Origin of the sequence: Mucilaginibacter sp. 5C4, assembly GCF_034345625.1 — a bacterium.
GTDB lineage: Bacteria > Bacteroidota > Bacteroidia > Sphingobacteriales > Sphingobacteriaceae > Mucilaginibacter > Mucilaginibacter aurantiaciroseus.
Window position 1 is genome coordinate 2,897,356 of record NZ_CP133775.1, and the last position, 12,821, is coordinate 2,910,176.

The window sequence follows — 12,821 nt, forward strand, 5'->3', positions numbered from 1 at the left end:
TCTTATTAATTTCTGTACGGCTATATATTATTGTATGGTTTCGGGTTGTAATGTACCCAGTGATCTTTGCAGGTCTATCTTACTTGATAACAGCTGGAACAGCGCGTTATAGTAGTTTAGCTCGGCTGTGCGGAGGTCTGCCTGTGATACAATTACATCCAGATAGGTTTTTATCCCCTCGCGGTATTGCAGGTCAACTACTTTATATACATCCTTGGCTAAGGTTACGTTCTCGTTTAATATCAACCAGTTATTGTAATTGCTTTTGTAATTGGCTAATGCCTGTGCATATTCGGTATTGATAGTATTACGGCTGTTGATCAGGTCAAGGTCGCTGCGCTCTACCTGTAAACGCGCTTTGGCTAAATTTTGCAAACGCTTACCGCCCGTAAAAATCGGGAAAGTTAACGACAGGCCTGCAAATGATGTTGGGTAACCGTTATTATACAGCTTAGAAAAACTGTCGTTAAAATAAGCAAGGCTGTAACCGCCGGTGGCTGACAGCGACGGCAGGAAACCCCATTTATAATAAGATATATTTAAGTTAAGCAGATTTTTTTGAGTTTGCAGCAAGCGGTACTCTACCCGGTTGGTATAGTTCAACATCTGGTTGGTATCAACAACCGCCTCTGATGTTAAACGAGCCGAATCATAAGAAAGGGCCAATCCTTTTTCGGGGTTAAAGCCCATTATTTGCTTTAGCAAAGCGGTTTTACTTTTAATAGCCTCCTGTGTTTGCTTTTGCGATGCAAGTGAATTGTTTAGGGCGATGGTGGCCTGTTTATAGTCCGTTTTATCAACCACACCGGCCTGGTAGCGCGAATATGCATCCTTTAAACTACGGCGAAGCCTCACAATATCTTCTTTTATAATATCCAACTGGCGTTGCGATAGCAATACGTCATAAAATGCCTTGCTTACGTAAGATACTACATCTATTTTACTGCTTTCGGTGTTTTGTTTATAATATTGCCTCGAGTATTTAGATGCGCGCGATGCCTGCAGCACATCATTATTGTAAATAATCTGGCTGGCATTTACACCTATAGTAGATACATTGTGCGCTATGGCAAAGTTCTGCTGGCCGGTTCCCGGACCTACTCCAAGCTGCGCAGGCCTTTGAATGAAATGCTGAAAAGAGTTGCTGCTGTTTAGCTGTGGCAACCATGCCGATAACGCTATCCTTATATCGCGTTCGTTAATTTGCTCATCAATATTGGCCTGCTTTAACTGCGGCTGGTTGCGCAAGGCAAAATCAATACTTTGCTTTAAGTTAACTACAGCTGTTGTGGTATCGGCTGGGGATTGTGCAAATAATACTACCGGCAAAAAAAGCAGTATATTGGGAATGAATAAGTAACGTAGTTTTTTCATAAAATGCTTAGATGCAAAAAATCGGAAATAATGAAGAATAGTTTTCTTATTATTTCCAGAATTGTTAATAAGGACTGCGAATATGATATTATTATAAACTTATTTAAAATCATCCACAGGAATATTACGTAATTAGGAGACTACAATGATAATTGGCACGATTTTGAACATTTTTAAAACAAATGTAAAATAATGGTAGTAATTAAATAAAAAATTTAATTAATTTGCCTGTTGGAAGTATATTACCATACTATTAAGGTAGTGTGTAAAAAATTTACATTCTCCATGCAAGTTATAAGCTTATTCATGGTATTTTTACAAAAAATTTAAGCAGCGTTTATAAATGGTTAAAAAGTTACACGAGAAGATTGCCCAGTTCCAGGATGCAAATATGATCAGGGCACAGGGACTGTATCCTTTTTTCAGACCTATTGAGTCTGCCCAGGATACTGAGGTAATTATCGATAAAAAAAGAGTTTTAATGTTTGGCTCTAATTCTTATTTGGGGCTAACTAACCATCCCCTTATAAAAGAAGCTTCAAAACAGGCTATTGACAAATACGGAACAGGCTGCGCAGGTTCCCGGTTTTTAAATGGCACACTGGATATCCACATTGAGTTAGAGAATAGGCTTGCCCAGTATGTTGGTAAAGAGGCTACCGTATTATTCAGTACAGGTTACCAGGTAAATCTTGGCGTACTGTCATGCATTACCGGCCGTAACGATTATTTAATATTAGACGAATATGACCATGCCTGCATCATAGATGGCAGCCGTTTGTCTTTTTCTAAAGTTATTAAATATGCCCATAATGACATGGATGACCTGGCCCGCAAGCTGAGTATCCTGCCAGAAGAAGCGGTGAAGGTGATTGCCGTGGATGGTATATTTAGCATGGAGGGTGATATTGTTAAACTACCACAGATAGTTAAGCTTGCCGAAAAGTTTGGTGCTAACATTATGGTAGATGACGCACATAGCCTGGGTGTAATAGGCCATAAAGGTGCCGGTACAGCATCTCACTTTAACGTTACCGATGATGTAGACCTTATTATGGGTACATTCAGCAAGTCTTTAGCATCGTTAGGTGGTTTTATCGCTGCTGATGCCGAGACTATCGATTACATTAAACACCGTGCACGTTCTTTAATGTTTAGCGCAAGTATGCCTCCGGGCTCTGTAGCGAGTGTTATTGCTGCTTTAAATATCATTGAATCTGAACCTGAAAGGATCCAGAAACTTTGGGACAATACGAATTATGCCATGAAGCTTTTACTTGACGAAGGTTTTGACCTTGGCCCTACTGAAAGCCCTATATTACCTATCTACGTACGTGATAATGGGAAAACTTTCGCGGTTACCAAACACTTGCAGTCTGCAGGGGTTTTTGTAAACCCTGTTGTATCCCCAGCCGTACCGTCAGATTCGTCACTGTTACGTTTCTCACTAATGGCCACGCATACATTTGACCAGATAGACGAAGCGGTTGACAAACTTGTTGCCGCGTTTAAAGCGGTAGGTGTTGATAACAATACTGTTAAAGAAAACATATAGTCTCTTTAAAATTATAGCGGTACTACGACTGCATAGTACCGCTATTAACCCACCCCACCCAAATGAAAAAAATTGTACCGGTACAGTCGAAAAAAGAACTTGCTGCTTTTATTGACTTCCCGCATGACCTGTATAAGAACGACCCGCTTTACGTACCCGAATTATTTATTGCCCAAAAGGACCTGCTAACCACGCACCCGTTCCACAAGCACTCATCATTGCAAACCTTTTTGGCTTACGATGGCGATAAAATAGTTGGCCGTATAGCAGCCATTTACAACACAAACCATAATAGCTTTAACAAAGTGAACGATGGTTTTTTTGGTTTTTTTGATTGTGTGAACGACCAGGAAACCGCTAACCTGCTTTTTGAAACCGCTACTAAATGGGTTAAAGAAAAAGGCGCGCAAAACATTATTGGCCCGGTAAACCCTTCAACAAATGAAACATGCGGTTTGCTGATCAAGGGGTTTGATAAATCGCCGGTGGTGATGATGACCTACAACCCGGAGTATTACATTACCTTGTTAGAGAATGCCGGTTTCAAAAAACAAACCGACTTACTTGCATGGTACTGGGATGGCGCAAACTACAACGATAAATCGTTAAGGATGCTGGATATGCTTTCAGAGCGTTTAAAACGCAACAGCAATGTAGTAATCCGTAAAATAAACTTAAAGAATTTTAAGCAGGAGGCCGATGCCCTGCGCGATGTATATAATAAAGCCTGGGATAAAAACCTTGGCTTTTTCCCGATGACTAACGAGGAGTTTGATTATACCGCTAAAGATCTTAAAATGATACTTGACCCCGATTTTGCTTTTGTGGCAGAACAGGACGGTAAAATTGTAGGCTTTGGTGTAGCCATCCCCGATATTAACCAGATCCTAAAAACTATTAAAAAAGGCCGCCTATTGCCTACAGGTATCTTTAAATTATTATTAAACAAAAAGAAGGTAACCGGCATCCGCATTATGCTTTTAGGCGTAATTGATGGGTACCGTAAACTGGGTATAGAGGCATCGCTATATGGCAGCATTATTAAAGAGTACAGGCGCAAAGGCTTAAAATATGCCGAAGCATCATGGACACTTGAAAACAACGACATGGTAAACCGTGCCATTGAAGCAATTGGCGGCGAACAGTACAAAACTTACAGGATATACGAAAAGGCTATATAGTTATAGCCAATCTTTACCTGCCTGTAACATTTATAAATTTCCAAACAAAAATTTATATTCTTTTACCCCACAATTAAGGCGAACCCTAACGGTTTTTAATTGTGATATACTGATAGTACCCGTGAGCGATCACTACTATATAAAGCAACAATAAACTAAATAACCTATCACAAACAAGCCTTAAAACTGTTTGTGGCAGGTAGCATTATCCTTTAAAACAACAGTAAGTAATGAAAATTAACATTAAACCTGCAGAAGGTAAATTAGGTATATTAATACCTGGTTTAGGCGCAGTAGCTACTACACTAATTGCCGGTGTTGAAGCTGTAAAAAAAGGCATTTCTAAGCCTATAGGCTCATTAACCCAAATGGGTAGCATCCGCTTAGGCAAACGTACCGAAGCACGTCATCCAAAAATTAAAGATTTTGTACCATTGGCTAACCTTAACGACATTGTTTTCGGTGGCTGGGATGTGTATGAAGATAACGTTTACCAGGCAGCTGTAAACGCTAAAGTACTTGAGCGCGACCTGTTAGATTCAGTTAGAGAAGGTTTAGAATCCATTAAACCGATGAAAGCTGCGTTTGATAAAAACTACGCAAAAAACCTTGATGGTACTTACGTTAAAACCGGTACCCGTCACGAACTTGCACAGCAGATTATGGAAGACATCAAAAACTTCCAGAAAGATAACGGTTTAGACCGCGTTGTATTGGTATGGTGTGGTTCTACGGAGGTTTACTTCGAAGGATCTGAGATTCACCAAACACTTGCTGCATTTGAGCAGGCTTTGTTAGATGATGACAAACGCATCGCGCCAAGCATGATCTACGCTTACGCGGCTTTAAAACTTGGTGTACCGTTTGCTAATGGCGCCCCTAATTTAACGGTTGATATCCCTGCCATGATAGAATTGGCTAAGATCACCAAAACACCAATTGCAGGTAAAGATTTTAAAACCGGACAAACTTTAATGAAAACTGTATTGGCACCAGGCCTTGCAGCACGTTCATTAGGTGTACACGGTTGGTTCTCTACCAACATTTTGGGTAACCGCGATGGTTTGGTGTTAGACGATCCGGATAACTTTAAAACTAAGGAAGTATCTAAATTAGGTGTGTTAGAAGATATTCTTCGCCCCGAAGATAACCCGGAACTTTACGGCGAGATCTTTCACAAGATCCGTATCAACTACTACCCGCCACATGGCGATAACAAAGAGAGCTGGGATAACATCGACATTTTTGGCTGGTTAGGCTACAAAATGCAGATCAAGATCAACTTCCTTTGCCGCGACTCTATCCTGGCAGCACCTATCGCTTTAGACTTAGCTTTATTTTGCGATATGGCTAAACGTGCTAATATGAGCGGTATCCAGGAGTGGTTATCATTCTACCTTAAATCGCCGCAAACTGCGCCGGGTTTACATCCCGAGAATGATATCTTCAAACAACTTATCAAACTGGAAAACACCTTACGTTACTTAATGGGCGAAGACCTGATCACGCATCTGGGCCTCGACTATTATGACGATATGTTCGCAGGTCAGTAATTTATAACAAATTACATAAAAACTGGTTATTGCCCTAACGGGTGCTAACCAGTTTTTTATTTTGCGGGGTTTTTAGGTTTAAAATACCGACATTTGCAGCAAAGCACAAACCTCCCCCCGAGGGTATTTTTGTTTCAGTTAAACTAATTGTAGTATTTTTTACGTAGATGGAAACAAAGTATTCACTATAGTCTACTACGATATACCACAAATTAGGTTAACTAATAACCTTACGGCAAGGTTAAAACGTATTAGCCGGATTATTTAAAACATGAATGGCAACATTTGTTAAGGCGCAAGCCTCGTCCTTTATAGCATCACTAATTGACTTTCTGACTACGATAGTATGTAAGGAGGTTTTTTTAATTTGGTATGTTACGGCAAGCTTTATAGGGACAGTTGCCGGCGGCTTTACCAATTTTGCTTTAGGTAGGGCCTGGGTGTTTAGAAAACGCAAAGAGAAGACCATACCGCTACAGGCGTTTAAATACCTTTTGGTGTGGTGTGGTAATTTGGCATTAAATACATTAGGCGTATTTTTAGTTACGCACTATATAAAGTTAGATTACAAGATCTCAAAGATCGTTGTATCATTTACTGTAGGGATTACATACAATTATTTCCTGCAAAAGAAGTTTGTATTTGCATAACTGAATAAATTTTAATGAATTTTAAATATCCCATTAAATACATATTTCTTGTATCTTTTTTACTAATAGGCTTTGCGGCGACAGCGCAAACCACCATTGTAACGGGCAAGGTGACCGATGGCAGCAACCGCGACGGCTTACCTTTTGTATCCGTAGCATTTGTTGGCAGCAATGTAGGCACGGTTACAAATAGTACAGGCCATTATACTATCCGCATAACCGGCAGTTATAACCAAATAAAAGTTAGCTACGTTGGTTTTAAAGAGGCTACCTACAATGTAGCCCCTGGTAAAGAGCAGGTCATAAATGTAAAGATGATACCTTCCGCTACCGCACTTAGCGAGGTAAACATCAAATCTGCAAAAAAAAACAAGTATGTAAATGAGAACCCTGCCGTGGCGCTGATCCATAAGGTTATTGAGAATAAAGAGAAGAACCGCCCAAGTGCCTATAACTACGTGGAGTACAAAGAGTATGATAAGATGCAGTTCTCGCTCAGCAATATCTCTGATAAAGTTAAAGAAAGAAGGCTTTTCCGTAAGTATAAGTTTGTGTTTGAAAATAAGGATAGCACAAGTTATCCGGGCAAAACGCTATTGCCTATATATTTAAAAGAGAGCCTGTCAAAAGTGTATTACCGTAAAGCGCCAGAGGCTACCCGTAATGTGATACTTGGTGAAAAATCGGTTGATTTTGGGCCCGGTTTTGATGCCGAAGGTATAGGCCAATACTTTAAACACCTTTACGAAAAGGTTGATATTTACGATAACAGCACGTTATTGTTAGGCCGCGAATTTTTAAGCCCTATAGCTAACACCGCGCCAAACTTTTACAAATACTTTATAACTGATACCATTACGCTCCAAAGCGGTAAAAAGCTGGTACAGCTTAGCTTTACCCCGCGCAATACCAACGATATTTTATTTGAGGGCGATATCTACATCACACTTGATGGTAACTACGCCGTGCAAAAGGCCGGCTTAACCATCAACAAAAACATCAACGTAAATTTTGTGCGCACCATGCACGTAGACCAGGATTTTGAACTAAGTACCGACGGCCGTTACCACCTGAGCAAAAGCAACACCTTTGCCGATTTTGGTATAACCGCCAAGCGAAAAAGCGGGCTTTTTGGTACACGAACGCTTACTATCAAAAATTTCGAGATCAATAAACCTCACCAGGATACCCTATACAAAGCACAGGCCGAACTGGGGGATGAAGAATTGCGCAGCCGCCCCGAAAGTTTTTGGACAGAAAACCGTTTAGATACCCTGACCACTGCCGAATCTAAAGTTTACAAAAACATCGATAGCCTGGTGCATATGCCGTCCTTCAGGCGTACAGCGGATATCGTTAACTTATTATTTGCCGGTTTTAAAAACTTTGGCAAATTTGAAATAGGCCCGGCCAGTACATTCTACAGTTTCAACCCGATAGAGGGTTTCAGGCTGCGCGTTGGTGGCCGTACCACTGCCGATTTTAGTAAAAAGATCTTTTTTGAAAGCTATGGCGCCTACGGTTTTAAAGACCAAAAATGGAAGTATCTTTTCGCCACAACCTACTCGTTAAATGGCAAAAGCGTTTACAGGTTTCCGCAACATTATATTCGCGGTAGTTTCCAGCGCGATACCAAAATACCGGGCCAGGAACTTCAGTTTGTTCAGGAGGATAACTTTTTGCTATCCTTTAAGCGTGGCCGGAACGATAAGTATTACTACAACGATATTTACAAAATAGATTACCAAAGCGAATACGAAAACCATTTCTCGTACCACATAGGCTTAAAAAAACTGATGCAAACACCTGCTGGTAGCCTGTTCCCGTTCATCAATACACAGGGAACAAGTACCTTTACCAACCTAACCACATCTGAGGTTAACGTTGGGATACGCTATGCGCCAAACGAACAGTTTTACCAGGGTAAATTATTCCGTGCGCCCATCATCAACCAGTACCCTAAATTATCGCTCGATTATACAAAGGGATTAAGAAACGTTTTAGGAGGCGAGTACGGTTACGACAAAATAGACTTTAGGGGTGATAAGCGTTTTTACCTGGCGCCGTTCGGCTTCTCGGATGTGATAGTTGAAGGGTCAAAAACCTTCGGGCAGATCCCTTACCCGTTATTAAACATCCACCGCGCCAACCAGACATTCTCTTACGTTATCGACTCGTATAACCTGATGAACTTTTTGGAGTTTGTGAGCGATAAATCTGCCAGCGTTATCATCGACCATCACTTTGGGGGTTACTTTTTTAACAAGATCCCGTTGCTTAAAAAACTAAAATGGCGCGAAACCTTGTCCGGTAAAGCGTTATGGGGTGGCTTAAGCGCGCAAAACACACCATCCTTACACCCCAATTTATACCAGTTCCCTGTTGATGAGAACGGCAACCCTATAAGCTACGGCTTAGGAAAAACACCATATATTGAAGGAAGTATCGGTATCGAAAACATCTTCAAGTTTGTGCGTGTTGACTACGTCAAACGATTTACTTACCTGGACCACCCCGACATTGCAAAATGGGGCATCCGTGTAAAAATCAAATTTGACTTTTAATCAATAATAGTTAATTTAGGTTTATATACATTTAGCATCGAAATGGAATCACAAACATCAGTACGCACAAGCCTTCAACTGGGGATATATAAGGTTATCGACCCATTTGTTAAGCTTCTGATCAAGATAGGTTTAACACCTAATGCCGTTACATCTATTGGTTTTGTTTTAAATGTGGGCGTGGCGGCAATATTTATTATTGGTGCCGAGGATGGCAACCGTGGCGATCTTAGCTACGTTGGCTGGGCCGGTGGCCTTATCCTGTTTGCAGGTCTTTTTGATATGCTCGACGGGCAGGTAGCCCGTTTGGGTAATATGAAATCGGTTTTCGGCGCTTTGTACGATTCTGTTTTAGACCGCTACAGCGAACTGATCATGTTTCTGGGCATTTGTTATTACCTTGTTGCCCATCATTATTTCTTAAGCTCAATATTCGCCTTCATCGCCCTTATAGGTTCCATGATGGTTAGCTATGTGCGTGCCCGTGCCGAAGGTTTAGGCGTTGATGCAAAAGGCGGCCTGATGCAACGCCCAGAGCGTGTGGTTACCATTGGTTTGTTTGCAATATTTTGTGGCATTGCTTCTTCATACCTCCCGGCCGATTATAAATTATATATCCCGGGCATCAAATGGCATGTTTTCGAAACCATGACCATCTTTACATTCCCTATCGCAGTACTTGCCGTATTAACTAATTTAACAGCCTTTAAAAGATTGGTGAATGCAAAAAAAGCACTGGACGAGAAAGAAGAGAATGAATAAAACGCTTTTGAAGTATTTTGCTGTATTTTTTTTAGTGTTTGCAATGGCTGTGTTTCACGCCGCTGCTAAACACGGCAAAGTATACCAAACAGATACTACAAAACGCACAGACGATAAAGAACGTGCTTACCCTACCCCGCCGCCAAATCCTCAACGTTTATTTTACCTGCAGCGTTCGCAAAATATCAACGCGCTATCGTACGATATTATCATAGATAAAGCTACAGGCAAACCCGATGAAGACTCGCCCATACATGTATATTGGTTAAGATATGCAGAGGGCCATGGCGAACCATCGGAATTAACTTATTTACAGCGTAAATTTGCGTATGGTGTAACTTCTAAAGCCTTGGGCAACGATAAGTATGATATCAGAATTATGTCATACAATCAATTTCCGCTTACTTTAATGAAGGCTGCCGACGGAAAATATCATATCTTCGCAATTGTATCCAAAAAACAAATGTTACTCCAAAATCTTTTTATAAAGATAGAGGGTGGCACTTTTTGGGCACCAAATGTTATTTTTGTAGAAATGAAAGGTACAGACCCCGTTACAGGAAAAGAGGTTACCCAACGTTTTAAACCCTGATTACTATGGCAAAGAATTTTGTATCGAACTCGCAGGAATCTGTGAGGATGTTTAAAAGCAGTTTTTTAGAAAGCTTATCAAAAGTGCACTACTTTGTGCCTGTTATAATTTTTTTACCGGTTATTTTAGTAACCAGTTATTTGGCTTACGATAGAAATATCGGTGTGGTTAACTACATTTGGTTATTTATAGGCGGCCTGTTTGTTTGGACACTTACCGAATACATTATGCACCGCTTTGTGTTCCACTTTGTGCCAAAACAACCGTGGGCTTTGCGTTTGCACTTTATATTCCACGGTGTACACCACGATTACCCCAGCGATGCGAAACGCTTAGTGATGCCACCATCGGCAAGTATCCCCTTGGCTACCGGTTTTTACCTTTTGTTTAACGCCTTTTTGCCTGCCAACTATATTTTGGGGTTTTTCCCGGGCTTTATTTTAGGTTACCTGTTTTATGATATATCGCACTATGCCATACATCACTTTAACTTTAAAGGCAACTTTTGGAAACGCATTAAGCAACACCACATGCTTCACCATTACCAGGACCCTACCAAAGGTTACGGCGTAAGCTCACCCCTGTGGGATAAGATATTCAGTTCAGATTTCATTAAAAAGCAGAATGGCTAATGCTGCTGGCGATGCTATCCGGATCAATGCGAAAAGTATAAGCATTGTTACCGGCGTATCCATTGCGTACCTTATCTTATCGTATTTTTTAGTTGGCTTTAAAACAGATCAACTTGTTTTGCTTGGCATATTTAACGTTTTGTTTTATGCATCGGTAATTACCCGCAAGTTTATACTGGGTTTTACCATCTTTATCGTTTACTGGATCATTTTTGATTATATGAAGGCATTCCCTAATTATAACTATAATGATGTGGCCGTAGGCGGTTTATATGATGCCGAAAAATATGTTTTCGGCATCACTTATCACGGAAAATCCCTAACCCCTAATGAATACCTGCGCATGCAGGGTACCGATTTTTTAGATACCATGGCCGGACTGTTTTACCTGTGCTGGATACCCGTGCCGCTGGCTTTTGCAGCTTACTTGTTTTTTAAGAACAAACGCCAGTTCCTTTACTTTTCGCTAACATTTGTGCTGGTGAACATGCTGGGCTTTATCGTTTACTATTTATACCCCGCCGCACCACCATGGTATATCCAGTTCCATGGCTTTAATTTTCACCCGCTTACACGAGGCAACACTGCCGGTTTGGCCAGGTTTGATAAGCTATTTCATGTAAACTTGTTTAAATCGATCTACGCTAAAGGCTCCAATGTATTCGCTGCTATGCCGTCGCTGCACTCGTCCTACCCGGTTATAGTGGTTTATTATGGCATTAAGAACCGCCTGGGGCTCATCAATTGGTTTTTTGGTATTGTGATGCTTGGCATATGGTTTACCGCCGTGTACGCTAGCCACCACTACGTGCTTGATGTACTTGCGGGGATTGCTTGCGCCACATTAGGTATATTGATCTTCAATTTGGTAAGATCAAGATCGGCCAGGTTTAACACTTTCCTGGACAAGTACGAAAGCTTAATACAGTAACTATATCAATTTGCTGATACTGTACACTTTTATGTACTCCCACTATTTAACTGTTAATAAATTTTATTACTGTTGATATCTATTTATTAACCCATAAGTAGCTATAAATCAAACTAATTGTAAAATTAGGGTAGTTTATTGTACCTTGCCCGCCCCGCCGTTAAATAATGGCAATAACGGGCATTAAATTTGAACATGGTATAACATCTCACATTTTGAGATCTTAAGCAGATGAAAAAACTTTTTATACTTTTCACATTTATATTAGCCGCTACTACATTTGCCGCGCATGCCGATGACGTTGACAAAAACAACATTGACAGCCTTAAACAAAAACTGCAGCTTACCACCAACGATACACTTAAAGGTGTGATCTACACCCAGATCGCGTCCGAATATTTGAAATTCGACAAGCAGCCCAACCGTAATTTAAAAGCTTACTACCAAACAGAAGCTATCCACTATACTTTATTGGCCCTGCATAACTATAGCTATTACGAAGATACTACAGGCATCCGCGCCAGCTTTGATGACCTTGCACGAGTGTATTTGGCACAACGCAAATTCAGCGAAGCCAAATGGTTCACCCTGCAATCAAACAAGATCTCGCGCCAGGTAAAAGATATCCCGAATATCATTAGCTCCCTGGTAAAACTATCAGCCATTAAAATGGAACTCAAAGAATACAAAATGGCCATGCGCGATTTGAATGAGGCCTTAAGATGGTCTATCAACATGCCCGCTTTGGAAGCCGTTGTTCAACAGAATTACGCTTATCTTTACAATCGTTTAAAAGACTACGAAAAAGGAGATGCCGCCGAAAAACGCGCTACCGAACTTACCGCACAGGCCGCACGCGACGCGGATAAACCTGTTCTTATAAGTTTTGATAATTCACCTTCAAAACCTGTGGTAATTAAAAAGAAAAAGGTACTTGTTACCACTAAAAAACCTGCAAAGGCGATAGCTGTTGGTAAACTGGCCTCGTTATAATACCCTCTTATCTTCACAAAAATTATTGCTTTGG

The 12,821-nt window shown here is 40.7% G+C and carries 11 protein-coding genes; 10 read left to right on the forward strand and 1 reads right to left on the reverse strand.

Annotation, left to right across the window (positions count from 1 at the left end; translation table 11 throughout):
• Nucleotides 1-27: 27 nt before the first annotated feature.
• Entirely contained in the window at nt 28-1,374 is a 1,347-nt protein-coding gene (locus RHM67_RS13580; RefSeq protein ID WP_322227324.1) for a TolC family protein, read from the reverse strand.
• Between the two features lie 343 nt (nt 1,375-1,717).
• On the opposite strand from RHM67_RS13580, the gene spt reads away from it, so the two are divergent.
• From spt to RHM67_RS13630, 10 genes are all read left to right on the forward strand, one after another.
• Complete coding sequence (gene spt / locus RHM67_RS13585) at nt 1,718-2,929, forward strand: serine palmitoyltransferase (RefSeq protein WP_322227325.1); 1,212 nt, start codon at nt 1,718-1,720, stop codon at nt 2,927-2,929.
• Between the two features lie 62 nt (nt 2,930-2,991).
• Complete coding sequence (locus RHM67_RS13590) at nt 2,992-4,110, forward strand: GNAT family N-acetyltransferase (protein WP_252757230.1); 1,119 nt, start codon at nt 2,992-2,994, stop codon at nt 4,108-4,110.
• A gap of 230 nt (nt 4,111-4,340) precedes the next feature.
• Complete coding sequence (locus tag RHM67_RS13595) at nt 4,341-5,663, forward strand: inositol-3-phosphate synthase (protein ID WP_322227326.1); 1,323 nt, start codon at nt 4,341-4,343, stop codon at nt 5,661-5,663.
• Between the two features lie 275 nt (nt 5,664-5,938).
• A complete protein-coding gene (locus RHM67_RS13600; protein WP_322227327.1) occupies nt 5,939-6,313 on the forward strand; it encodes a GtrA family protein in 375 nt (124 codons plus the stop codon).
• A gap of 14 nt (nt 6,314-6,327) precedes the next feature.
• Nucleotides 6,328-8,877, forward strand: a complete 2,550-nt coding sequence (locus RHM67_RS13605) for a DUF5686 and carboxypeptidase-like regulatory domain-containing protein (protein ID WP_322227329.1) — start codon at nt 6,328-6,330, stop codon at nt 8,875-8,877.
• Nucleotides 8,878-8,919: 42 nt separating this feature from the next.
• Entirely contained in the window at nt 8,920-9,639 is a 720-nt protein-coding gene (locus RHM67_RS13610) for a CDP-alcohol phosphatidyltransferase family protein (RefSeq protein WP_322227330.1), read from the forward strand.
• A 43-nt stretch (nt 9,640-9,682) separates the two neighbouring features.
• Nucleotides 9,683-10,231 carry a DUF4833 domain-containing protein gene (locus RHM67_RS13615; RefSeq protein WP_322227331.1) on the forward strand — a complete coding sequence of 183 codons (549 nt, stop codon included), beginning with the start codon at nt 9,683-9,685 and terminating at the stop codon, nt 10,229-10,231.
• Between the two features lie 5 nt (nt 10,232-10,236).
• Entirely contained in the window at nt 10,237-10,863 is a 627-nt protein-coding gene (locus RHM67_RS13620) for a sterol desaturase family protein (protein WP_322227333.1), read from the forward strand.
• Complete coding sequence (locus RHM67_RS13625; RefSeq protein ID WP_322227334.1) at nt 10,856-11,794, forward strand: phosphatase PAP2 family protein; 939 nt, start codon at nt 10,856-10,858, stop codon at nt 11,792-11,794. Before RHM67_RS13620 ends, RHM67_RS13625 begins: the two co-directional genes overlap by 8 nt.
• 231 nt (nt 11,795-12,025) lie before the next feature.
• The gene (locus RHM67_RS13630; protein ID WP_322227335.1) at nt 12,026-12,787 is read left to right on the forward strand and encodes a hypothetical protein; all 762 of its coding nucleotides are present in this window, start codon (nt 12,026-12,028) and stop codon (nt 12,785-12,787) included.
• Nucleotides 12,788-12,821: the final 34 nt, after the last annotated feature.